The 22,083-nt window shown below is 69.2% G+C and carries 21 protein-coding genes and 1 tRNA gene; 5 read left to right on the top strand and 17 right to left on the bottom strand.

Annotation, left to right across the window (positions count from 1 at the left end; translation table 11 throughout):
- Window positions 1–28: 28 nt before the first annotated feature.
- Together ABT061_RS03620 and ABT061_RS03615 are read right to left on the bottom strand one after the other, a co-directional pair.
- Window positions 29–1,081 carry a LacI family DNA-binding transcriptional regulator gene (locus ABT061_RS03620; protein ID WP_350912249.1) on the bottom strand — a complete coding sequence of 351 codons (1,053 nt, stop codon included), beginning with the start codon at window positions 1,079–1,081 and terminating at the stop codon, window positions 29–31.
- Window positions 1,082–1,378: 297 nt separating this feature from the next.
- Window positions 1,379–1,452: transfer RNA gene (locus ABT061_RS03615), tRNA-Lys, on the bottom strand.
- A gap of 250 nt (window positions 1,453–1,702) precedes the next feature.
- Between ABT061_RS03615 and ABT061_RS03610 the strand changes: the two genes are divergently transcribed.
- On the top strand, window positions 1,703–2,074 hold the full coding sequence (locus tag ABT061_RS03610) for a PRC-barrel domain containing protein (RefSeq protein WP_350912248.1): 372 nt from the start codon (window positions 1,703–1,705) through the stop codon (window positions 2,072–2,074).
- A gap of 78 nt (window positions 2,075–2,152) precedes the next feature.
- On the opposite strand, the gene ABT061_RS03605 is transcribed toward ABT061_RS03610, so the two are convergent.
- Window positions 2,153–2,749, bottom strand: a complete 597-nt coding sequence (locus ABT061_RS03605; protein WP_350912246.1) for a nucleotidyltransferase family protein — start codon at window positions 2,747–2,749, stop codon at window positions 2,153–2,155.
- 66 nt (window positions 2,750–2,815) lie between these two features.
- On the opposite strand from ABT061_RS03605, the gene ABT061_RS03600 reads away from it, so the two are divergent.
- Together ABT061_RS03600 and ABT061_RS03595 are read left to right on the top strand one after the other, a co-directional pair.
- A complete protein-coding gene (locus ABT061_RS03600; RefSeq protein WP_350912244.1) occupies window positions 2,816–3,319 on the top strand; it encodes a DUF6328 family protein in 504 nt (167 codons plus the stop codon).
- 22 nt (window positions 3,320–3,341) lie between these two features.
- Complete coding sequence (locus ABT061_RS03595; RefSeq protein ID WP_350912242.1) at window positions 3,342–3,491, top strand: GPGG-motif small membrane protein; 150 nt, start codon at window positions 3,342–3,344, stop codon at window positions 3,489–3,491.
- A 233-nt stretch (window positions 3,492–3,724) separates the two neighbouring features.
- On the opposite strand, the gene ABT061_RS03590 is transcribed toward ABT061_RS03595, so the two are convergent.
- Window positions 3,725–4,438, bottom strand: coding sequence for a metallophosphoesterase family protein (locus ABT061_RS03590; RefSeq protein ID WP_350912240.1), 714 nt, complete (start codon window positions 4,436–4,438; stop codon window positions 3,725–3,727).
- A complete protein-coding gene (locus ABT061_RS03585; protein WP_350912238.1) occupies window positions 4,435–4,680 on the bottom strand; it encodes a BON domain-containing protein in 246 nt (81 codons plus the stop codon). Before ABT061_RS03585 ends, ABT061_RS03590 begins: the two co-directional genes overlap by 4 nt.
- Window positions 4,681–4,826: 146 nt before the next feature.
- Between ABT061_RS03585 and ABT061_RS03580 the strand changes: the two genes are divergently transcribed.
- Entirely contained in the window at window positions 4,827–6,047 is a 1,221-nt protein-coding gene (locus tag ABT061_RS03580; RefSeq protein ID WP_350912236.1) for a glycosyltransferase, read from the top strand.
- A gap of 116 nt (window positions 6,048–6,163) precedes the next feature.
- On the opposite strand, the gene ABT061_RS03575 is transcribed toward ABT061_RS03580, so the two are convergent.
- The 12 genes from ABT061_RS03575 to ABT061_RS03520 all read right to left on the bottom strand — a co-directional run bounded on the left by ABT061_RS03575 (window position 6,164) and on the right by ABT061_RS03520 (window position 20,787).
- Window positions 6,164–6,415 carry a DUF4235 domain-containing protein gene (locus ABT061_RS03575; RefSeq protein WP_350912234.1) on the bottom strand — a complete coding sequence of 84 codons (252 nt, stop codon included), beginning with the start codon at window positions 6,413–6,415 and terminating at the stop codon, window positions 6,164–6,166.
- 72 nt (window positions 6,416–6,487) lie between these two features.
- Complete coding sequence (locus tag ABT061_RS03570) at window positions 6,488–6,754, bottom strand: DUF6458 family protein (protein ID WP_030913064.1); 267 nt, start codon at window positions 6,752–6,754, stop codon at window positions 6,488–6,490.
- Window positions 6,755–6,914: 160 nt separating this feature from the next.
- Complete coding sequence (locus ABT061_RS03565; protein WP_350912231.1) at window positions 6,915–7,751, bottom strand: MetQ/NlpA family ABC transporter substrate-binding protein; 837 nt, start codon at window positions 7,749–7,751, stop codon at window positions 6,915–6,917.
- A 68-nt stretch (window positions 7,752–7,819) separates the two neighbouring features.
- Window positions 7,820–8,506, bottom strand: coding sequence for a DUF305 domain-containing protein (locus tag ABT061_RS03560; protein WP_350912229.1), 687 nt, complete (start codon window positions 8,504–8,506; stop codon window positions 7,820–7,822).
- A gap of 217 nt (window positions 8,507–8,723) precedes the next feature.
- On the bottom strand, window positions 8,724–9,590 hold the full coding sequence (locus ABT061_RS03555) for a lytic polysaccharide monooxygenase (RefSeq protein ID WP_350912227.1): 867 nt from the start codon (window positions 9,588–9,590) through the stop codon (window positions 8,724–8,726).
- A 339-nt stretch (window positions 9,591–9,929) separates the two neighbouring features.
- The gene (locus ABT061_RS03550) at window positions 9,930–10,790 is read right to left on the bottom strand and encodes an NADP-dependent oxidoreductase (protein ID WP_350912225.1); all 861 of its coding nucleotides are present in this window, start codon (window positions 10,788–10,790) and stop codon (window positions 9,930–9,932) included.
- A 242-nt stretch (window positions 10,791–11,032) separates the two neighbouring features.
- The gene (fabV, locus tag ABT061_RS03545; protein WP_350912223.1) at window positions 11,033–12,241 is read right to left on the bottom strand and encodes an enoyl-[acyl-carrier-protein] reductase FabV; all 1,209 of its coding nucleotides are present in this window, start codon (window positions 12,239–12,241) and stop codon (window positions 11,033–11,035) included.
- Window positions 12,242–12,248: 7 nt separating this feature from the next.
- Entirely contained in the window at window positions 12,249–12,524 is a 276-nt protein-coding gene (locus ABT061_RS03540; RefSeq protein WP_350912221.1) for an acyl carrier protein, read from the bottom strand.
- Between the two features lie 356 nt (window positions 12,525–12,880).
- On the bottom strand, window positions 12,881–14,530 hold the full coding sequence (locus ABT061_RS03535) for an endonuclease/exonuclease/phosphatase family protein (protein ID WP_350912219.1): 1,650 nt from the start codon (window positions 14,528–14,530) through the stop codon (window positions 12,881–12,883).
- Between the two features lie 935 nt (window positions 14,531–15,465).
- Window positions 15,466–16,461 carry a hydroxyacid dehydrogenase gene (locus ABT061_RS03530; protein ID WP_350912217.1) on the bottom strand — a complete coding sequence of 332 codons (996 nt, stop codon included), beginning with the start codon at window positions 16,459–16,461 and terminating at the stop codon, window positions 15,466–15,468.
- A gap of 305 nt (window positions 16,462–16,766) precedes the next feature.
- A complete protein-coding gene (locus ABT061_RS03525) occupies window positions 16,767–17,948 on the bottom strand; it encodes a ThuA domain-containing protein (RefSeq protein WP_350912215.1) in 1,182 nt (393 codons plus the stop codon).
- Window positions 17,941–20,787: a PQQ-dependent sugar dehydrogenase gene (locus tag ABT061_RS03520; RefSeq protein WP_350912213.1), complete on the bottom strand. Its 2,847-nt coding sequence runs from the start codon at window positions 20,785–20,787 to the stop codon at window positions 17,941–17,943. The genes ABT061_RS03525 and ABT061_RS03520 overlap by 8 nt, the downstream gene beginning before the upstream one ends.
- A 449-nt stretch (window positions 20,788–21,236) precedes the next feature.
- Between ABT061_RS03520 and ABT061_RS03515 the strand changes: the two genes are divergently transcribed.
- Window positions 21,237–22,064, top strand: a complete 828-nt coding sequence (locus ABT061_RS03515; RefSeq protein WP_350912211.1) for a hypothetical protein — start codon at window positions 21,237–21,239, stop codon at window positions 22,062–22,064.
- Window positions 22,065–22,083: the final 19 nt, after the last annotated feature.

The raw sequence follows: 22,083 nt of genomic DNA, 5'->3' as shown, positions 1-22,083 counted from the left end.
CGTGCTGATCGGGGACCGTGCTGGACTCTCACGTTGTCGCCGTCCGCCGGCATCCGCAGGATCCGCGGACGACGAGTTCCGGCGCCAGGACGCGCCGCTCCGGCGGGGTACGCCCACCGGGACTGCCGCTCGGGTGCCTGCCGATGCGCTCGGCGAGGATGCCCGCCGCCACCGCGCCGACCTGCCGCGCCTTGCTGTCCACGGTGGTGAGCGAGACGCCCGGCACCTGGCCGACCCAGACGTTGTCGAATCCGATCAGTGCGATGTCCTCGGGGACTCTCACTCCGAGTGAGTGCGCCGCCGTCATCAGCCCGACGGCCAGGGTGTCGCTGGCGGCGAAGACCGCCGCCGGCCGGCGCAGCCCGGCGAGCAGGCTCGCCGCCGCCTCGGTGGCGTCCGAGAGCTCGCTGCTGCGCGCGGTGTGCAGCGGTCCATCGGCTTCGCCGTAGACGCTGCGGAACCCTTCTAGCCGGTGCCGGAAGGCCAGGACGTCGAGCGGCCCGGTCAGGTAGACAGCCTGCTCAAAGCCGTGTTGCCGGAGGTGCTCGGCGGCCAGCCGCCCACCCATCCGGTTGTCGATCACAACGGTGTCGGCCACCGGCTTGGCGAGCTCCCGGCTGGCGACCACCACGTTGATCCCGGCCTTGACCAGTTGCTGCACCCCGCCGTCCCGCATGGTGGCCGAGGCGATGATCGCTCCGTCGACCCGTCGCTGGATCATCGTGCGGACGACCGCGGCCTCCTTCGCCTTGCTCTCCGCGATCGCCCCCAGCAACAGGGTGTAACCGGCCGGGTCGATGACCTCTTCCACACCGGCCACCAGTTCCGGGTAGAAGGGATTGGTGATGCTCGCCACGACGACGCCGATCGCGTAGGAACGTCTGCTCGAAAGCCCCTGGGCCAGCGCGTTCGGATGGTAGTTGAGCTCCTCGATGGCGCGCTCGATCTTGGCCCGGGTCTCCTGCGACATGTAGTAGTCGGTCGCGCTCAGGAACTTCGACACGGTCGCCTTGGAAACTCCGGCGAGCGACGCGACATCGTTGATCGTCGTGCGTCGAGCTTCAGGAAACCGGTTCACCATGGCCATCATGTTGGCTGTACCACACAGTGGGGTCAATATGTTTCCGAAATGTTTCCGAAGCCCTCACCATGTTAACCTTGCGGCCTCTGACCTGCCGGTCTACGGCATCCCGGCCTCGGAGAAGCACCTCCCGCGGCATCCTCTCCGGTCTCGCCGGGTGTGCCACGGGCGTCCGGACCGTCGAGGGGTCGTTCTGCCGGGTGGATGGCGCTGGAGCGAACACAGACCGCGCATCAGGGCGTAAACGCGACCGGCGCGTCTCCCGATGGAAGGGAAACGCGCCGATCACATGCGATGTGCGCCGCCAGGGACTCGAACCCCGGACCCGCTGATTAAGAGTCAGCTGCTCTAACCAACTGAGCTAGCGGCGCCCGACCTCCACAAGGGTACCGGACTCGGCGCTGTAGTCCGTACATACGCCGACATATGAGCATCAACGAACATGGGCCGGCTGCGATTTCGCCGGACGGGGCGGGAGCGCGGAATCACATGGCGACCTGCGGTTCGAGGAGGACAGGGCGGTGTTCCGTACCGGCTGACCTGGACGGCCCCCGTTTAGGGCCCCTCGCTCGGGTACTTGACCGGAGCCCGGAGAACCCAACTCAAGGGAGATGTTCAACCATGCAGCCCGAGCTCTGGAACTACCGCGCCGACGTGTACGGCCAGGACAGGACGCTCGATGTCGCCGGGTACCACGTGGAGGCCACCGACGGGAAGATCGGCTCCGTCGACGAGGCGACGTACGAGGTCGGCGAGAGCTACCTCGTCATCGACACGGGCCCGTGGATCTTCGGCAAGAAGGTCCTCCTGCCCGCGAGCACCGTGACCCAGATCGACCCGCAGGAGAAGAAGGTCTACGTCGCGCGCACCAAGCACGAGATCAAGGGCGCGCCCGAGTTCGACGAGGCCAACTTCAAGGAGCCCGCCTACCGGGACCGCCTCGGCGAGTACTACGGCCGTTTCCCGTTCGGGAGCGGACCGGGCACCGTCTGATCCGGCACGCCGAACGACGAGCGGGGCCCCGCCACCCGGCGGGGCCCCGCTCGTTTCCGGTGCCGCCCCGACGGCACCTCAGGGCCAGGCCGGGTCGCCCGAGGAGTCGAGGGAGTCGGGGATGACATCGAGGCGCCCGAGAAGGGTGAGGAAGGTGGAGGCGTACGGGGAGTCCTGCACGACGGCGGCGACACGGTTCCAGTCGACCTGCTCGCGCAGGGCGCGGACCTGGGGCAGCAGCGAGCCGTAGTCGCAGGTGTGCTCGGAGAACGGCAGCAGCCACGAGATGACCAGGTCGGTGGCCTCCAGGACGGGCAGGATCACCGCCGAGGTCTTCATCGGCTCGGCCCGCTTCAGCAGCTCCGGGGTGATCGGGTGATCGCAGATCGAGAAGATCAGATCCACCAGCCTGCCCTCGTCGAACGCCTTGACCAGCCAGTCCTCCGGCGGTTTGACCGTCTCGAAGCCCAGCTTGCCCAGCGCTTCGAGCGCGAGCGGCACGTCCTCGACGGGGAGGACGAAGTCGACGTCGTGCAGCGAGGGTGCGGCCCCGCGCGCGTACGCCGCACAGCCTCCGGCGAGCGCGAACCTGATATCCGCCTCCTTCAGCCCGCTGCTCGCCCGCTTCAGCGTTTCCAGGATTGCGTCCGTGACCTCATGACTGTGGCTGCCCATGGCTCACGCGTACCCCATAACATCCACGGTAGGCATGCCGGACTTTGACTCGGGTAAACGGGGCGTATGGTTCAGGTCGAACATACGCAAAGAGAAAATCCCCATCCTGGAGAAACCCGCAAGGAACGCGTCGACCGCGAGCTCGGTGAGCTCTTACAGGGCCTGCGCGTCGCGGTCACCGGCGTGCAGGTGCTTTTCGCCTTTCTGCTGACGCTGCCGTTCGCCGCGGGCTTTAACAAAGTCGATGTCCTGGGGCACTGGCTGTTCTTCATCGCCCTGCTGAGCGCCGCCATCGCGTCCGTCTGCTTCATCACCCCGGCCGCGCAGCATCGCCTGCTGTTCCGGACCGGGCTGAAGGAGAAGATGCTGCACCGCGCCAACGGAGTCGGCATAGCGGGGGCCGCCGGGCTCGCGATCGCGATGACGAGCTCGGTCGCGCTGGTCGCGGAGACGGTCATCAACGCCTGGCCGGCGGCGGTGTTCGGCGGGACCGTGGCCCTGTCCAGCGCCTGGCTGTGGTTCGTTCAGCCAATAATCGATCTATACCGAACAGAGGATGTTAAGTCATGAATTGTGAGGGCAGAGGCCGATTATGGCTACTTTACTTTGGATCATCGCAGTTATCCTCGTCATCTCCGGGATCTATGTGATCCTGGCCCGTCGCGACCTCCTCTGGGGGATCGTCCTCATCGTCCTCGGTTTCCTCATCGGCCCCGGGGGTGTGAGCATCTTCAATGTCTGACGCGAGCTCCGCGCTCGCGAAAGCACCTGTCCAGTGTCAGCCCACTGTCGGTTCTGAGCCGGCAGGCCATTCGACGCGAGCTTCGCGCTCGTAGGAACACGAGTCGCCCCGAACTCCCAAGAAGCCTCGCGGGCCGGGTCTCCCCGGCCCGCTTCTTCTTGTCCGCCCCTCCCCCGCCGCCGACGGCCCCCACGGCGGTGCGCCCGGCGGTGCGGGGGAGGGGCGGCGCCCATCTACAGGAGGTACACCCCGTACGCCCGGCCTAGCACCGGCAGCGCCACGTTGCGCACCCGGATGCCGCCCGGGGTGACGCCCTTCTCCGTACCGGCGTGCGCGTGCCCGTGGATGATCAGGTCGGCGCCCTCGGCGTCGACCGCCTCGGCCAGCAGGTAGCTGCCGAGGAAGGGATAGATCTCCAGCGGTTCCCCGTCGAGGGTGTCCTTGACCGGCGAGTAGTGGGACAGCACGACCCGGTAGTCGGCCTCCAGTTCCTTCAGCGCCACCCGCCAGCGATCGGCGATCCGCTTGGTGTGGCCGACGAACGCCTTGATCTCCGGCTCACCGAAGTCGCTGGCGCACTTGCCCGCGTACCCTCCGCCGAAACCCTTGCCACCGGCCACGCCGAGCCGTATCCCGTCGATGTCGATCACCGTCGCGTCGTCGTGCAGGACCTCGATACCGCCCCCGCGCAACAGCGCGGCGATCTCAGCGGGCCGGTCGGAGTGGTAGTCGTGGTTGCCGAGCACCGCCACCGCCGGGATCGGCAGGTCGCGGAACTCGTCCGCCACCATCTCCCCCTCCTCCATGGTGCCGTGCCGGGTCAGGTCGCCGGCGAGCAGCAGCACGTCGGCTCGATCCTCGATGCCGTCGAGCCGCCTGCGGTAATCCCCCCTGAGACTCTCGTCCAGGTGCACGTCTCCGACCGCCGCGATCCGCAGCGCGCTCACAGCTGTTCCTCCCTCACCGGCTCCACCACGCTCACGACATCGATCTCGTTGTGGACGACCAGCCCGGGAGCCGCCTCCCCGGCCACCTTGGCGATCAGCTCGCGGCGGTCGGCGCTGGTGATCTGGCCGCGCAGGTAGAGCTGATCACCTCGGACATCCACCCGGACACCGAGTTCCGTGGTTCTCTCGTCCTCGGCGAGCGCGCGCTGCACACGCGCGGCGACGTACTGCGGAGCCTCCATCGTCGAACTCCTTTCCGTCCAAAAAAGCTCGCCTTCCCGTGGAACTCAAGGTCAAACACGTTTAAAACCCCCACTGAGGGCAGAGGAGGCCGCTGTGCCCAGGACGCGGGCACGCCTGCCCCGCATAACTCGGTGGAGACGTGCCCATGAAGATCGCCATGGTTTCGGAACACGCCAGCCCCCTCGCGACCGTCGGCGGAGCCGACGCCGGAGGCCAGAACGTCCACGTCGCCGCCCTCTCCGTCGCGCTCGCCGCGCGCGGGCACGAGGTGACGGTCTACACCCGCAGGGAGTGCGCCTTCCAGCGGGAGAGGGTCGCCCTGGCCCCCGGGGTCACGGTGGTCCACGTCCCGGCCGGCCCGGCCATGATCCTGTCCAAGGACGACCTGCTCCCCTGGATGCCGGACTTCGGCCTGTGGCTGGCCAGGCGCTGGAACGCCGCACCGCCCGACATGGTGCACAGCCACTTCTGGATGAGCGGCCTGGCGGCCCTGGTCGCCGCCAGGGAGGTCGACGTCCCCATCGCGCACACCTTCCACGCCCTCGGTACGGTCAAGCTCCGCTACCAGGGCGCGGCGGACACCAGCCCGCGCGAGCGTCTCGGGATCGAGGCGATGATCGCCCACCAGGCGGACGCGGTCGTCGCGACCTGCGCCGACGAGGTGGCGGAACTGCGCCGGATGGGCGTGCCGTACCGCCGTACGAGCGTCGTGCCCTGCGGTGTCGACGTGCGCTCCTTCACCCCGGTGGGCCCGCGCGCCGATCTCGGTCCGGGCCCCGTCCTGCTCGCCATCGGCCGTCCCGTACCCCGCAAGGGCGTGGACACCACGGTCCAGGCCCTCGCCCACGTCCCCGGCGCCAGGCTGCTCGTCGCCGGCGGCCACCCGGACGACCCCGAGGTGGGCAGGCTCTCGCGGGTGGCCGTCAGGCACGGCGTGGCGGACCGCGTCAGGTTTCTCGGCAAGGTGGCCCGCGAGCGCGTCCCGGTCCTGATGCGCTCGGCGGACGCCGTGGTCAGCATGCCCTGGTACGAGCCGTTCGGCATCGTGCCGGTGGAGGCCATGGCCTGCGGGGTGCCGGTGGTGGTGTCCGCGGTGGGCGGGCACCTGGACACCGTCGTCCCCGGGGTCACCGGCCTGCTGGTCCCGCCTCGCGAGCCGCGCACGCTGGGGGACGCGCTGCGCCGGCTGCTCGCCACGCCGGGCCTGCCGGCGGCGTACGGCACCGCCGCCGCCGTCCGGGCACGCGCCGACTACGACTGGAACAAGATCGCCGACCGGACCGCCGCCGTGTACGCGGAGGTGATCTCCTCCCGCGTCCCGGCATGGCGGAAGGACGGCGCCCGCTCGTACCCGGGCGTCGCCTGACGGCTCTCCGGTCCCGGAATCAGGACGGAAAGCCAGAAAGGTCCCCGGTCCCGTCGACGGGACCGGGGACCTTCGGCCGGGGATCGGGTGCCGGGCCCCGGAGGGCCGGCAGGTGATCACTTGCCGGTGGCTCTGTGGATGCTGCGTGCCGTGGAACGGTCGATCGCGGCCTTGACCACACCGAAGATCGCTCCCTGGATGGCAGCCGCCACGAGAACCTCTCGCCAGCCGTACTCATCCGATGTCGCCTGGGGCGCGTCGTCCTTGCCCGACGCGAACTTCCAGACCTGCTTGAAGACGGCTCCGGCGATCGCGCCACCGAGCATTCCACTCGCGGCGCTCACACTGCGGGATACGACCCTGCTCAACGTCTCGCCCTCCGTTCGATTGGCCGGAAGGCACGCCTGCCCTTCCGGACCGGTACCTGACTCACCCGACACTCACACGACCGGGGGGTCGTTGTAGTGCCGCTCCTCGTAGACGCGACGGTGCGCGACCGGGTCCTCGACCACGGTGGTGGCCGTCGAGTCCGCCACCGCCCGGCGGGCGATGCTGAGCCGGTACACGGCGAACAGGAGCCATGCGAGACCGCCGATCATCAGGATGACACCGACGACGTTGATGTCGAACCCGGCGATGTCGAATTCGACCGCCCAGGTGAGAATGGCGCCGAGCATGATGAGAATGATGCCGCCTGCGATGGTCATGGGATCTCCTCCTTCGAGCCAACGCATCCCCCCTATCCCCCACACGGCTCCCAAACGTCACCCGGCGGAGACAGCTGCCGACCATGGCATCCCGATGGACGTCACGGGCCCGACGACTTCGGAAAGTCGTCGGGCCCGTGAGTTCTCGGCGAAGAATCGGTCACCCGGCGGGCAGGACCGCACCCTTGTACTTGTCCTCGATGAACTTCTTGACCTCGGCGCCGGCCAGGATCTCGGCGAGCTTCTTGATCCGGGGGTCGTCCACCTTGGCCGGGACGGTGACCAGGCCGTTGGCGTACGGGTTGCCCTCGCCCTTCTCCAGGAGCAGGGAGTCGGTCGCGGGCTGCAGCCCGGCCTCCAGGGCGTAGTTGCCGTTGACGATCGCGGCGTCCACGTCCTCCAGGGAGCGGGGCAGCTGGGCGGCCTCAAGGGGCTTGAACTCCAGCTTCTTGGGGTTGTCGGCGACGTCGCGCTCGGTGGCCTTGACGCCGACCCCCTCCTTGAGGGTGATCAGGCCGTTGTCGGCCAGCAGCTTGAGCGAACGGCCGAGGTTGCTCGCGTCGTTGGGCACGGCCACCTGGGCGCCCTCGGCGAGTTCGGAGACGTTCTTGATCTTCTTGGAGTACAGGCCGAGCGGCTCGATGTGGACCGGGGCGACCCAGCTGAGCTGGATGTTCTTGCCCTTGGAGAACTCCTCCAGATACGGGATGTGCTGGAAGTAGTTCGCGTCCAGGTTGCCCTCGTCGAGCTGGGTGTTGGGCTGGACGTAGTCGGTGAACTCGACGATCTCCAGGTTCAGCCCGGCGCCGGCGGCGAGGTTGTCCTTGACGTACTTGAGCACCTCGCCGTGGGGTACGGGGTTGACCCCGACCTTGAGCGGGGCATCGGCCTTCGGCGTGCCGTCGGCAGGTTGGGCCGTGTCGGTGGACGCCCCCCCGCATCCGGCCAGGGTCCCGGCCAGGATCAGTCCGGCCACGATCCCAAATATCTTGCGCATGATTCTCCCCTAATTCCCCTTACAGCTGGTAGGAAATATCTCACAGGAACGGGGAAAGGGACAAATCCTTACTTGTCACGCAAAGCCAACATCTGGGCGATCTGCGCTGTACGCGAGACATCGACGCGTTTCGCCATCTCGGTGACCTTGGCGTGCAGCCCGGTCGCGACCTCCACCTTGGCCATCTGGGAGGCGTCGTCCTGCTGGGCGATGAGCATGTCGAGGAACCTTCTCTCGAACTCGGCCGGGGGCGCCGCGACGAGCGCCGCCACCTCCTCATCGCTCACCCCGGGCATCCCGCCGTGCGCGGCGTGCTCGTCGTCCGGCGCCGTCGCGGGCTGCCCCCAGGCGGCCAGCAGGCCGGACATGGTGCTGGACTCGCGCTCCTGGGTCACCCCGATCGCCTCGGCGAGCTCGGAGACCTCGGGGCTGACCTGCCGCTCCCGTGCCAGCCGCACCAGCCGCACCACCTGCGCGTTGTGCGGCACCATCATCTGCAGGAACATCACGTCGGGGGCGTTGAAGGCGACCCCCTCGGCGGTACCCGTCGGCGGGGCGGGCGACGGGCTGGGCACCCCCTGACCCGCGCCGTGCCCATCGTGCGCGTCATGATCAGAACTCTGGTCGGCACTCTGGGCGGCGGCGCCGTGCCCCGCGTGACCGGATGTGCCGCCCCGAAGCTCCTGGATGCTGTGGGCACCGCAGCCCGCGAGCAGCAGGACGCCCAGTACGACCACCGGGACCGCACGTCTCATCGAATACCTCCAGGCTGGAGACCCCGGACTCTGGCCCCGGGGGAGGAAGCGCGGCACGGTGCCGCGTGGTTCGGCGTGGTGCTCGGTGTGCTGTTCGGTGGCGGCCAGGACCGGGCCCGTACGCGCGGCGCCCTCGCCGCCGGGCCGGCGGACCGGTGCGGGACCTCAGGGGAGGACGCCCGGCCGGGACGGCTCGTCCCGGCCGGACGTCAACGGGTCAGACGCGCTGCCAGAGAGCCGGCACGTTCGGCGGCTCCCAGCCCGCCAGCGCGGTGTGCGCCTGCAGGCACCGGTAGGTCACGCCCCCGTAGGTCACCGTGGCGCCCGCCGCGTAGGCGGTGCCCGCCTGCCAGGTACCGCCCGGCTGGCTCGTCGGGGTGACGGTCGGGGTCGGGGTCGGGGTCTGCGTGGGGGTCACCGTCGGGGTCGGCGTGGGGCTGGGATTGCCTCCCCCGCCGAAGTTCACGTCCGAGCAGGTGTAGAAGGCCTCGGTGCTGCCCACGATGCGCTGCCAGATCGAGAAGATGAGCTGGCGGCCGCTCCGCTGCGGGAGGTTGATCGTCCAGTTGGTGAACGTGCTGGGGTTCTGGTTGGTGAAGGTCCTGATGTGCTCCAGATCCGACCAGCGCAGCGGCTGGGTCGGGTCCCAGCTCTGCTTGGTGATGTAGAACTCGAAGTTGCTGTTCGCATGCGGCGCGGTCGCGTGGTAGGTGACCGTCAGCGGCCCCGGGGAGACCTGGGTGGCGGGCCAGTCGGCCCTGGTGAGGTTGAGCCCCCGGTACTTGTCGCGCCCGGCGCCGCAGAGCTGGCCGTCGGGAATGATCTGGCGATGGTTGCCGCCGGCTTCGAGCCGGGACACCTCGTGCCAGTCGTAGAAGGCCTGGGTGCCTCCGGCCGCGACGGCCGCCTTGCACGCGTCGGACTTGGGGGTCTCCGGGCCCTCCGTCTTGCAGACGTAGGCCCGGCTGGGCGGGTTCGACATGGAACCGTGGGCGACCGCCGCGGTGGACGGCAGCAGCGCGAGCAGGGACCCTACGCTGAGCGCCGCGGCGGCACCGGTGGCCACCTTGTGTCGTAGATGCACGTGGACTCCTCCTGGGTTGGGGAATGGAGGCAGGACATGTCCAACGAGCCGACGGATAGCACGTTATTAACAAGAAACCTTACTAAAAGTCCGTCCCATAATGCCAGTCGAACGAGGATACAGATCCCTGACCAGCACGATCCCAAGCCCCCTGCGGTGGGTCCCGCGCACCGGGAGGACGAGCCCGCCCCGGGTGAGCCTCGGTCCGCGACCGGCGCGCCCCCGCCCGATCGCACCGCTGCTCCCCCGGAGGCCTGAGCCTCGGTCCGGCACGACCTCGCCCCTGCCGTGCCCGGTCCGGCTCCCGGAGGCGCCCCCGCTCCCCCGGAAGCCCCGGCCTCAGTCCATGACCAGCACGACCTTGCCCCTGCCGTGCCTGGTCCCAAGCTCGCGGTGCGCGTCCGCGGCCCGCTCCAGCGGGTAGGTACCGCGCACCGGGAAGACGAACCTGCCCTCGGCGTACAGGGCGGCGAGTTCGGCGAGGCGGGACGCCAGCCGCTCCCCCCTGGTCCGCTGCGCCCCCAGCTCGGCGGCCCTGCCGTGCTCGACGAGGGTGAGGAGGTGCTCCCCCTTCACCAGTTCCAGGGAGATGTCGAACGCCTCACCGCCCGCGCCGTCCAGCACCATGTCCACCCCGCCGGGCGCCAGGTCGCGGATCCGCTCCAGCAGGCCCTCGCCGTACGCGACCGGGATCGCGCCGAGTTCGCGCAGGTAGTCGTGGTTCTCCGCGCGCGCGGTGCCGATCACCGTGGCCCCCCAGAGCCTGCCGAGCTGGACCGCGGCGGTGCCGACCGCGCCCGCGGCGGCGTGCACCAGGAGCGTGTCCCCCTCCCCCACCCCGAGCTGCCGCAGCGCCATGTGGGCCGTCTGGGTCCCGGCGGTGAAACCGCCCGCCACCTCCCAGGGCATGTTCACAGGCTTGGGCGTGATGTTCCCCGCGGGCACGACCACGTACTCGGCATAGGCGTTGAGCAGGGTGAAGCCCAGCACCTCGGCCCCGGCCGAGACCCCCTCCACCCCCGCTCCCACCTGGTCGACGACCCCGGAGAACTCGTTGCCGGGCACCCGGGGCAGCTCCCCGTCCACTCCCGGCGGAGTCCACCCCTCCCTGATGGCCAGGTCGAACGGCTGCACGCCCGCGGCCCTGACCCGCACCCGTACCTGCCCCTCGCCCGCCTCCGGCGTGGGAAGCTCCGTCACCCGCAATACCTCGGGACCGCCGAACTCGAAAAAAGCAGCTGCCTTCACAGGGTTCCCCTCCACTCGTGTACGCCGCCGCCCAGCCTGCAACCTCAAGCATGATTGAGGTCAACTCATGCGCTCCGGATCCCGGCGCGCAGGGGGCCACCGTCCGTCGTACGGCGACCGCGCGGCCGGTGGATGTACTCCTCGCACTGCCGGATGCGGTCGCCTGCGGTCGTCACGTCTCCTTCGGCCGGTCGCTACTCGGTGGGGGTGGGCCAGAGCAGGTCAGGCTCGCTCGGCGCGCCGTAGTTCACACCGGGCACGTCGAAGCCGTACAGGCGGCGCACCTCGGAGGTGAACCAGTCGACATCGGCCAGGTCGCCGATGCTGTCGGGGGCAACGGCCTCCCACCGCTCGGTCACCTGCTCCTGGATGAGCGGGTGCAACTCCCACCGGTCCAGGCGGATGCGCCCCTGGTCATCGAGGTCGAGCGCCTGGGCACCGGTGAGCCGGTCCCACAGCTCGACGGACTGCTGAAGCGGGGACTGCATGGCCTCGCCGAGGACGCCCCGCAGGAGGCTGACGTACAGGGCGATGCCGGGGATCGCGGTGGACGCCTGGGTGACGGCGGCGCCGTTGACCGATGTCACGGCCCGCCCGCCGACCTCGGCCAGGCCGCCGTTCAGCGTGAGCGCGGTCTCCTCCAGGTGTGCCTTGGCCGCACCGATGGTCCCGTCCCGGTAGATCGGCGCGGTCAGGTGCGAGCCGATGTAGGACAGGGCCACGGTGGTGAACCCCGGGCGCAGCAGGCCACGGCCGGTCAGGGCGTCGACCCACAGGGCCCAGTCCTCGCCGCCCATGACCTTGATGGTGTCGGCCCGCTCGGTGTCGCTACCCGGTTCGACCCAGATCTCCTTCAGCGCCGGTTCGTCTCCGCTGACGTCCAGGGTCTTGGTGCCGTACCCCGCCCCGAGTGACTGGATCACCGACTGGTGTGTCTGCCCGGTGCCGGGGTCGGTGCGCCGAGGTGCGGCGACGCTGTAGATCAGGTAGTCGATGCCGCCGAACCGTTCGGCGAGCAGGTCGAGTACCTGCTCCTTGGTGGTGTCGGCGAAGGCGTCGCCGTTGACGAACGACCAGTCGCGGCCGGCCTTGGCCGCGAGTTCGGCGGTCGCGATGGTGCGGTACCAGCCCGCGGTGGCCGTGCGACGCTCGGTGGGCGGGCGCTCGAAGCACAAGCCGACGCCGTCGAGGCCGTAACGACGGATTCCCGCGATCGTGGCCGCCATCCCGTAGCCGGCGCTGGAGCCGATGATCAGGGCGACCGGACGGCGCTCGGCCTTCTTGTCGGGGATCGCGGGGGTGACACGGTCCCACATGTCTCCGACGATCTTCTCGCATCCGGCGGGGTGGGAGTCGAACAGCAGGAACCCGCGCCCGCGGGGTTCGATAAGTCGTTCCGTCATCGTGTGCCTATCTGGTCGGGCCCGCGGGCGGGTCGGAGCCTGCGAGACGCTGAATGATCCTGATGAGGTCGCCGACCGTGTGGGCCTGGCCGGTGTCCTCATCCGGGATGGTCACCTGGAACCGCTTTTCGAGGTCTCGAATCGGCTCCAGCAGCGAGAGGCTATCGAGGCCCAGGGCATTCCACAGGTCCAGAGCCGGATCGACGCGGTCGCGTGGCGCACGTCCGGCGGTGGTGGCGACCGCGGACGCCACCGCCTGCCACAGTGCGAGCTCGTCGGCCACGGCGACCACCGGCGGCGCCGGTGCGCGACCGCAGGGCGCCGGCGGGCAGTACGTAGCAGCCGACCGTGGGCGCGAAACAGTCGTAGCAGGTGTCCGTCCACTTGGACACGGGTGTCCGGCCAGGCCGGTTGATCGGCGCCTGACGCTCCAGGCGCTCGTTGTCGAGATGGACGCGCATCGTGGGGTGAACGCGATCGTGCGGGAAGTCGCCGTAGGTCTCCTCGTACAACCGGGACGACCCGCGGAGCCGAACACGGCTGGGTGAACGACGTCAGCGGGACCTGCGGAGGCCGGGCGCCATGGGGGTGACGCCCGGCCTCACGATCCGGTTACCGGTGGGACGGCCCGGCTGTCGGTCAGGGCGCCTTTCTCGGGAGGTACAGGTTGACGGAACTGTGAATGATCAGATGGTCGGAGCAGGGATGGGTGTCACAGTTACCGGCGTCGATGATGTCGACGCCGGCGATCGGCACGCTGAAGTGGTCACGACTGACGAAGGTGTAGTCAATCTTGCGGGTGCCGCCGACCCGCGTGGCCCGGCCGCCCCGGACGGGTTCGCACATCCCGTCCTCGCCGACGCAACTGCTCCAGTAGGTGTCGGTCTCCCAGAAGTTTCCGCTCCCGTCCGGGTAGTAGAGCGTGCCGACCGCGGCATCGTCCGGGGTCAGGTTGAGGTCGCCCATCAAGATGAACGGCATGGAGTTCGCCTCAGGGCCGAACACGCGGGTCAGCTCCCGGGTCTCGGCCTGCGCTCCGGACGCGTCGCCGTCGGCCAGGTGCGTCGAACAGGCCTTCACCGGCTGATTGGCCGGCGGGAAATTGGCCACGACACAGGCGACACTGCGTTCCTCCGTGACCACGGGCTGCTCGCGCTCCTCCAGTTTGTGGCCGGTGGTGAACATGTACCCCTTCCGCTGGGTCACGTCGGCGCGTACCAGGATGGCGTTGCCGGCCTCATTGCGGGTGTCGGGGAAGACGATGCAGTCGGGAACGAACGTGCGGGACTCCTGGAAGTATCCCTGCATCGCATATCCGGCCGCCGCCAACTGGTCCACCAGGTGCGCGTACTGGCGGTCGCAGATCTCGTTGAGGGAGATCACGTCGGGTCGGCGCGCCTGCACCTCCCTGACGATCCGCCCGATGATCGGGTAGGTGCCGTTGTTCAGGATGCCCCCAGACAGGTTGAACTGCATCAGCTTCAGCGGCGTGACGGGGTTGAAGCGCACGCCGCTGGTGGCGACGCCGCTGGTGTTGCTGTTACGCAGATGCCACTGGAAGGGTCCGTTGGTAATAGGCAGCGCGACCGCGGGGGTGTCGGAGCCGTTGCCGTCCCAGTCGCCCGTGGCGAAGTACACCGATGACGCGCTGCCGCTGCCGTAGGTGAACGTCACATTGGCCGTTCCGGTGGTGTTGCTGTTGCGCAGGTACCAGGTGAAGGGGTTGCTGGTGGTGTTGATGAACCCTATGGTGTCGGAGCCGTTGCCGTCCCAGTCGCCGACCAGGGGCTGGGTGTCCGAGGCCGCGCCATAACCGAAGGTCACGTTGGCGGATCCCGATGAATTGCTGTTGCGTAGTTGCCACGATGGCGTTCCGCCGGTGCGTACGAAGACCCCCGGAGTGTCGGAGCCGTCGTTGTTCCAGTCGCCCACGATCGGTTGCGCGCCACGGGCGCCGTAGGTGAAGACGGTGTCGGGTGCGAGGTTGTCGATCCAGTAGTTGTCGTATCGGTTCGTCAGATACCACGTCATCGGGTCCGTGGAGGTGTCCACGATGCCGTACGTGTCCACACCGTCACCATCCCAGTCTCCTGAAATGATGACCCTGTCCTGGGATTGTGCCGCAGCCGGTGCGACCGGCGATATGACCGCCATCGGCACCACGGTAAAGAGGACCAAGACCGTCATCGTGACAATTCTTCGTAACACTCGAATGCCTCTTTCGGATTCCTCGCGAGGGCGAGGTGAGTTCATGCTGAGTCGGCGAATCATGAGGTCGATCAGGCTCATGGCTTCGCGGCGGACTGGCACGGTCTCGTAGCTGCGGGGCAGGAGACGGTGGAAAATCAGTCCTCCGAAGCTCCGTTCGGCAATCCAGTGCCAAAGCAGAGCGGTGAATCCTCTGGCAGCACAGGCGCGGGGGACGACGTTGATGTCAATGCCGTGTTCGGCGACAGTGCCTCGGTGAGGGGTGCGGTGAGTGCTGTCGGCTCAGCCGCTTGCGATCCGGCGGCGGTGACCGGCACCGCCCACAGCGTCCGAGGGCACCGGTGACGATGCCGCATTCTCGGCCGGCGATTCTCCTTGGCGGCGTCGATGCCCCGGATGGTGGCGGGCACGTTGGCCGAGGACTTGACGCTTGAGCGTCAATCACGCGAAAACTCGGTTCGAGCTCGCGCCTTTCGGCGGTGCGGACTAATCGGTGTGGCAGGCCGCTGAGCCACCACTGCTATCGGGCGAGGCAGGCACATACCTTGGCCCAGGAAGGTAGCTCCAGGGCATGCCGGTACGGTCGAGATAAGGACGACGCGCAGGTCGTGCTCCCACGAGCCAAAGCCATCAGGTGAGCTCCTAACGTATTGACATGAATATGGCTCTTACCTGGACCTGATGGCGAAACTACATTGCCTAACTCCAGACTGTAAAGCCTTTTCAGCTCTGATCGAAAGGCTCTGAGCTCCCTCACAAGATGGGCATCTCGTCGGTCAGGAAACGGCCGAACTCCTCCGAGGTGTAGTTGGAACCGCGGTCGGAACGGAAGACCGCGCCCGGCCGGCCCGGCGAGATGCTCAAGGACTACTGGGACGACCCGCGGAGCTGAACGCGGCTGTGTGGACGACGTCAGCGGGGCGCGTGAGGCCGGGCGCCACGGTGATGGTCGGGGTTCGAGCGGCCGCATCGTCGTAGGCGCTGGTCAGAACAGATCTCCCCGGCCGGCCGGGACGTCAGGCGATTCGATCCAGATCCGCCGGCCGGACGGTGCCGCGGAGCGGAAGGCCCCGCGCCAGCCGCTCGACCTCGGCGACCGCGAACTCGCCCAGGCGGCGCAGCTCCCTGCCCCTGGCTCCGCTGAGGTGCGGGGTGACCAGGACGTTCGGCAGGGCGAGCAGCGGATGCCCGAGGGGCAGCGGCTCGGGGTCGGTCACGTCGAGGACGGCGCCGATGCGACCGGTGGCGCAGTGCCGTACCAGGGCGTCGGTGTCGATCAGGGAGCCCCGGGCGGTGTTCACCAGCACCGCCCCGTCGCGCAGCAGCGCGAGGCGGCGCTCGTCGAGCAGTCCGCGGGTCTCCGGCAGCGCGGGAGCGTGCACGGTGACCAGCTCGGCCTCGCGGCAGAGATCGTCGAGCGGCACCGGCCTGGCCCCGAGGGCCGCCGCCTGGGCGGGGCTGATGTACGGGTCGCTGAGCAGGATGTGCGCGCCGTGGTCGCGGAGCCGCTCCATCACCAGCCGCCCGACCCGGGAGGCGCCGATGACGCCGACCACCGCTCCGATCAGGCCGCCGCCCTCGCTCGGCGTCGCCACTCCGGGCAGCGGGTCGCCCGACCAGCCCCGCGTGGAGTACGCGCGTGCCTTGACGATCACCTGCTTGGCGGCCAGTACGAGCATCGCCAGGGTGAACTCGGCCACCGGCAGCGCGTTGGCCTCGGCCGCCGAGGAGACCGCGAGGCCCCTGTCGAACACCTCGGCGGTGAGGTGCCCCTTGACGCTGCCGGCGGCGTGCACGACCGCCCGCAGCCGTGGAGCCGCGGCCAGCACGTCCGCGTCGATCCTCGGACACCCCCAGCCGGTGATCAGGATCTCCACGTCGAGCGGCCCGTCGAAGGATTCGATCACTCGCTCGTCCACCCGCGTCACCAGCGACAGCCGGTGCCGCAGGTCGGGGGGGAAGAGCTCGGGCACTAGCCGGGGCTGCATGGCGAACGCCGCGGCGGTGGTCATCGGACGGTGACCGGCCGGACCGAGTCGCGGACCACGATGTGGGTGCCGGGTGCCGCCGGGCCTCCCGCGCCCCTGCCGGGCACCGGCCGCACCGCCGTCCTGCCGATCCAGGACACCTGAACCACCTCCTGTCTCTCACCCGGGTGACCGCCGGCCCGAGGGCCGGCGGTCACCCGGTACGTGTGGCTGCCGCTGCGGTTCCCAGCGGCACGCTGATGAGCCGTCCAACGCCGGGCAACCGGCCGTCAACGGATTCCCACCTGTCGAACCTGTGAAACCGGTGAGATCCGCGGGAATCCCGGCTCCTAGCTGCCGTAGACCTCCATCTCCCACAGGGAGTAGCCCCAGACGGTGGCCCGCTGCGTGCCGTAGACCCGCACGTACCTGGCGCCCGCCGCCGTGAAGGTGATGTCGTCCACACCGCCGTCACTCGCGGTCGTGGAGTGGACCTGCGACCACGTCGTGCCATTGGTCGAGGTCTCGATCCGGTAGGACTTCCCGTACGCCGCCTCCCACTGCAACTTCACCCGGCTGACCTGCCGGACAGAACCCAGGTCCACCGAGATCCACTGCGGGTCGGAGAACGCCGACGACCACCGCGTCCCGAGATTTCCGTCCACCGCGTTGCTCCCGGCGAACGACCCGTTCTCCGTCGAGGAGGTCGTGACCGGACGCCCGGCCGACAGCAGCGTGACGCCCGGATCCACGGTGGGGGTGGGAGTCGGGTTCGGGGCGGTGCCGCAGTTGGCGGGGGCGACCCCGGCCGCGTAGCGGAGCCCGCCGTACAGGTGCGCCCGGAAGTTCGGCTCGGTGTAGGACGCGATGGTGTGCCCGAGTCCGGTGTACCAGGCCCGGCCGCCCTGGTACTGCTTGCACCAGGCGATCGGATGGTCGGCTCCCATCGACCCGCCGGAGTAGGTCGACTCGTCCAGCGTGGCCAGCACGTGGGCGGTGGAGCGGGGGTTGGTGCGGTAGTTGTACAGCTCGTCGGTGCGCACCCAGGTCGCCGGCAGGTGGGCCGTCGAGGGGTGCGTGCGGTCCTCCACCCGCACGGTCGCCTGCTGGATGGCCGGATGGGAGGAGAAGTAGGCGCCGACCAGGCCGCCGTAGAAGGCCCAGTCGTACTCGGTGTCGGCGGCCGCGTGGACGCCCACGTACCCGCCGCCGCCGGCGATGTAGGACTCGAACGCCGTCTGCTGCGCGGCGTTCAGCACGTCGCCTGTGGTCAGCAGGAAGACCACCGCCCGGTATCCGGCCAGGTTGGCCGTGGTGAAGGCGGCGGCGTCCTCGGTGGCGTCGACGGTGAAGCCGTTCTCGGCCGCCAGCCCGCGCAGCGCGGTGATGCCCGCGGGGATGGCGTCGTGCCGGAACCCCGCGGTCTTGGAGAAGACCAGCACCTTGTAGGCCGGGTCCGCTGCCATGGCCGGTGCCCCCAACCCGATCGTGACGACGAGCAGCGTTGTGATGATCGCGATGATATTACGCACCGTAGACCTCCATTTCCCACAGGGAGTAGCCCCAGGCGGTGGCCCGCTGCGTGCCGTAGACACGCACGTACCGGGCGCTCGCCGCCGCGAAGGTGACATCGTCCACCCCACCGTCACCGGCGGTCGTGGAGTAAACCTGCGACCACGTCGTACCGTTGGTCGACGTCTCGATCCGATAGGCCCTGCCGTACGCGGCCTCCCACTGCAACTTCACCCGGCTGACCTGCCGGGCAGAACCCAGGTCCACCGAGATCCACTGCGGGTCGGAGAACGCCGACGACCACCGCGTCCCCAGATTTCCGTCCACCACGTTGCCCGCCGCGAATCCGGCGCCCTCCGTCGAGGAGGCGGTGACCGGACGCCCCGACGACAGCAGCGTCCCGGTGGGCGGCTGCGTCCCGGTGGTCAGGGTGAAGTCGTCCACGTCGAACAGCGCCCCCGCGCCCCCGACGAAGACCAGGAAGAGCTTGGTCGTGCCGGCCGGAGCGCCCGTCAGGTTGGCGGAGACGTCGACGAACGTGTCCCAGCCGCCCGTCGGCGCCACGGTGGCGGTGCCCAGCAGCGTCCCGGTCGCCGAGCCGGCCCTGACCTGGATGGTCCCGCCGGCTCCGGCCGAGGAGACCCGGGCGGTGAACGTGGAGACGCCGGCCAGGACGTAGGGCTCGAAGGCGATCCAGTCCCCGTTCTCGATGTTGCCGACGGTCTTCGCGCCGTGCGCGGTCGCCTTGTCGAACAGGGCGACGCCCTGGGAGGTGGTGTAGTGCTCGGCCTGCCGGTTCTTCGGCTGGGTGACGTGCTGGGTGTGGGTGGTGAGCCCGCCCGAGTCGGTGTACTCGGCGTCCCAGACTCCGAACAGGTTGGCCGCCCCGTCGTGCTCGCCGTTGCCGGGCGTCTGGACGGTGCCCGAGCAGCCGTTGCCCGTGGCGAGCGGGTGGCCGTGGGTGTCGTGACCGAGGATGTAGGTGATCTTCACCTTCGCACAGTCGATCGTCGTGTCCTCGGGGTCGGTGACGGTGACCCGGTACGGCACCGCGTCGCCGAAGCCGAACACCTGCCCGTTGAGCGGGAGGTCGATCCGCACCGTGGGCGCGGTGTTGCCGACGGTGATCTCGACGTTGGCCGTCGCGGTCAGGCCGGTGCTGTCCCGCACGGTCAGCGTGGCCGTACGGGTGCCGTCGGTCATGTAGGTGTGGGTGGGGTTGGCGGCGGTGGAGGTGCCGCCGTCACCGAACGCCCAGGAGTAGGTGAGCGCGTCGCCGTCCGGGTCGGAGCTGCCCGCCGAGGAGAACGCCACGGTCAGCGGCGCCTTCCCCGAGACGCGGTCCGCCGACGCCTTGGCGATGGGCGCCCGCCCGCCGGTCCCGATGTGCTCGATGCGGTACAGGGCCGAGTGCTCGTTGCCGTTGAACCAGCCGGTCCCGTAGTCGAGCACGTAGAGGGCGCCGTCCGGGCCGAAGGCCATGTCCATCACCTGCTTGCCCGACCAGGGGAAGGGCTGGATGGTGCCTCGGCTGCCGTCCGCGTTGACCTCGATGTCCTTGATCCACTGCCGCTGGAACTCACCGGCGAGGAAGTGCCCGTCGAGCGACTGCGGGAACTTGATCGGCGAGTTCAGCGCGGCGGAGTAGCGGTAGACGACGCCGCCCATCGGCGACTCGGCACCGCAGCCGAACTCCGGCAGCGAACAGCCGTCGTAGGTGATCCAGGCGGGCTTGGCCGGGGGCAGCTTGACCTGGCCGGTGTTGTTGCGCGAGGTGTTCTCGACACCGGCCGCGCAGTCGTACTTCGCACCGACCGTCGCGGTGGCGTAGTTGTAACGGGCGTAGGTCTCGGCGGGGGTGTTGTTACCCGTGCAGTACGGCCAGCCGTAGAAGCCCGGCCCGGTGATCCGGTCGAACTCGACCTGGCCGCCCGGCCCCCTGGCGCCGGCGGTGCCCGCGTCGGGGCCGTAGTCGCCGAGGTAGACCACACCGGTGGCCTTGTCGACGCTCATCCGGAACGGGTTGCGGAAGCCCATCGCGTAGATCTCCGGCCGGGTGTTCGCCGTTCCCGGCGGGAACATGTTCCCGGCCGGGATCGCGTAGGACCCGTCGGCGTTGACCTTGATGCGGAGCACCTTGCCGCGCAGGTCGTTGGTGTTGGCGGCGCCCCGCTGCGCGTCGAGCGCGGGGTTGCGGCCCGCCCGGTCGTCGAGCGGCGCGTAGCCGTCGTTGTAGCCGGGCTCGGTGTCGTCGCCGGTGGTGAGGTAGAGGTTGCCCGCGGCGTCGAAGTCGATGTCACCGCCGACGTGGCAGCATAAACCCCGGCTCGTCTTCACCTCCAGGACGTTCTTCTCGCTGGCGAGGTCGAGCGTGCCGTCGGTGTTCAGCCTGAAGCGCGAGAGCCGGTTGACGCCGTCGAAGCGCGCGAAGTCGGCCGCGGTGCCGGTGATCGGGGCGCCCCCCGGGGGTGTGGAGAGCGGCGGCGCGTAGTAGAGGTAGATGAACCGGTTCGAGGAGAAGCCGGGGTCGATGCCGACGCCCTGCATACCCTCCTCGTCGTTGAAGTAGACGGGGATCTTGCCCGACACCTTGGTGTTCCCCGCGGCGTCGGTGAGCCGGATCGTGCCGTCGCGGGCGGTGTGCAGGACCGAGCGGTCCGGCAGCACGGCCATCGACATCGGCTCGCCCATCGTGGCGACCCCCTTGGCCAGCGTGACCTGCTGGAACCTGGCGGGATCGACGGGCGGGGCGGCCTGGGCCGCGACCCGGGCGGTGGCGGTGGCCGGGAGGGGGTGCAGGAGCGCGGTCAGGGTCAGGAGCGCGGTCAGGGGCGGTAACCATCGGCGGAGCGAGGCCATGGCGAAGACTCCAGGTCTCTGTGGAGGGGGGTGGACCGGTGGTCAGGGTCTCGGGGTCTGTACTGCTGGGCGCTGACGGATGTGAGGGAGCGCTCTCCCACCACGAGATTGCTCTTGCTTACCAAAACTTGTCAAGAGGCTGATTAACCTGGTTGAAACGGCTCTCACACTTCCAGGTAACCGCCCGCGTATTTGAGAGAACGCTCCCTGAGGCCGGTTTTGCAACGTGCCAGTGGCCGGTGAGCTGGGACCTTTGGCACAGCTCGACGCGGTGGTACCACCCGTGGTCGACGCCGAGCGGAGGGGCCGCGCCGGCCGCCCAGGAAGGTGGGCAACCGGCCTCACCCAAGAGCGGGGGCACATTTCTGTCCGGATGCGGACATGGTGACAACCGGATAACTTCGTAGTACGTCTTCCCAGATGCCACATTTGTCGCAATGGGAGTCGCCTTGCGCGTCCGATCTGTTCTCTCCGTCACCGTCCTGGCCGGCGGCCTGGTTCTCTTCCTCCAGCCGACCGGCGCCGCCGTCAGCGAGGTGCGGCAGAGCTCGGCTGTCATCACCGACGTCGTGGAGTACCAGTGCACCACCACCGGCGCGACCGAGAAACAGAACATCAAGGTCAAGGTCGAGATGACGATGCCGGCCACCGCCACGACGGGTGAGCAGATGAGCATCGGCTGGCAGGGGACCTACGCCGACGGCACCGGGCTGAAGGCACCCGCGACGGGACTGACCGCCGACACCAGCCTGTACGCGTACGCGTCCATCAGCGGGCTCACCGGACTGACCTCCGCCACCGGGGTGGGTACGCCCGGCACGGTCGGCGCGAACCAGGTCATCCCGCTGCCGACGACCCCGGTCAGCCTGAGTACGACCTCGTCCAACGCGGGTACGGCGACGGTGCGGCCGGCCGCCCTGAACTTCGGGACCGCCGCCAACGCACCGTCGATCAAGTGTGCGGTCCAGAACCAGGACGCCCTGACCACCTACCCCCTCACGGTCGCCGCGGCCGACCAGACGGGGACGGAGACCGAGACCGGAACCGATACGGGGACCGAAACCGATACCGATACGGGTACGGAGACAGAGACAGAGACGGAGACGGAGCCGGAGACCGGCGGGAACGGCAAGGTGCAACAGACCCCGTCGGGGCCCGCCGCGACCGGGGGCGGCGGTGAGCGCGGGCCCGACGGGCGGATGTTCCTGCTGACCGGCTCCCTGCTCATCCTCACCGCCACCACCGGGCTCCTGCTGCGACGCCGCGCCTGGAGATGACCCGGCAGGCCCGGCCCTG

It is taken from the genome of Streptosporangium sp. NPDC002544 (assembly GCF_040295965.1).
Classification (GTDB): domain Bacteria; phylum Actinomycetota; class Actinomycetes; order Streptosporangiales; family Streptosporangiaceae; genus Streptosporangium.
The sequence above is the reverse complement of the archived record's forward strand: the minus strand, read 5'-3'. Positions and strand labels throughout refer to the sequence as shown.

Bases quoted from the DNA above. Each gene is read 5' to 3' on its own strand.
- ABT061_RS03610 (WP_350912248.1), top strand. From the start codon at position 1,703: ATGCAGCCCGAGCTCTGGAACTACCGCGCCGACGTGTACGGCCAGGAC.
- ABT061_RS03535 (WP_350912219.1), bottom strand. From the start codon at position 14,530: ATGAGCCTGATCGACCTCATGATTCGCCGACTCAGCATGAACTCACCT.
- ABT061_RS03580 (WP_350912236.1), top strand. From the start codon at position 4,827: ATGAAGATCGCCATGGTTTCGGAACACGCCAGCCCCCTCGCGACCGTC.
- ABT061_RS03570 (WP_030913064.1), bottom strand. From the start codon at position 6,754: ATGACCATCGCAGGCGGCATCATTCTCATCATGCTCGGCGCCATTCTC.
- ABT061_RS03530 (WP_350912217.1), bottom strand. From the start codon at position 16,461: ATGACCACCGCCGCGGCGTTCGCCATGCAGCCCCGGCTAGTGCCCGAG.
- ABT061_RS03605 (WP_350912246.1), bottom strand. From the start codon at position 2,749: ATGGGCAGCCACAGTCATGAGGTCACGGACGCAATCCTGGAAACGCTG.
- ABT061_RS03560 (WP_350912229.1), bottom strand. From the start codon at position 8,506: ATGAGACGTGCGGTCCCGGTGGTCGTACTGGGCGTCCTGCTGCTCGCG.
- ABT061_RS03620 (WP_350912249.1), bottom strand. From the start codon at position 1,081: ATGGTGAACCGGTTTCCTGAAGCTCGACGCACGACGATCAACGATGTC.
- ABT061_RS03600 (WP_350912244.1), top strand. From the start codon at position 2,816: ATGGTTCAGGTCGAACATACGCAAAGAGAAAATCCCCATCCTGGAGAA.
- ABT061_RS03565 (WP_350912231.1), bottom strand. From the start codon at position 7,751: ATGCGCAAGATATTTGGGATCGTGGCCGGACTGATCCTGGCCGGGACC.
- ABT061_RS03520 (WP_350912213.1), bottom strand. From the start codon at position 20,787: ATGGCCTCGCTCCGCCGATGGTTACCGCCCCTGACCGCGCTCCTGACC.
- ABT061_RS03595 (WP_350912242.1), top strand. From the start codon at position 3,342: ATGGCTACTTTACTTTGGATCATCGCAGTTATCCTCGTCATCTCCGGG.
- ABT061_RS03585 (WP_350912238.1), bottom strand. From the start codon at position 4,680: ATGGAGGCTCCGCAGTACGTCGCCGCGCGTGTGCAGCGCGCGCTCGCC.
- fabV (WP_350912223.1), bottom strand. From the start codon at position 12,241: ATGACGGAACGACTTATCGAACCCCGCGGGCGCGGGTTCCTGCTGTTC.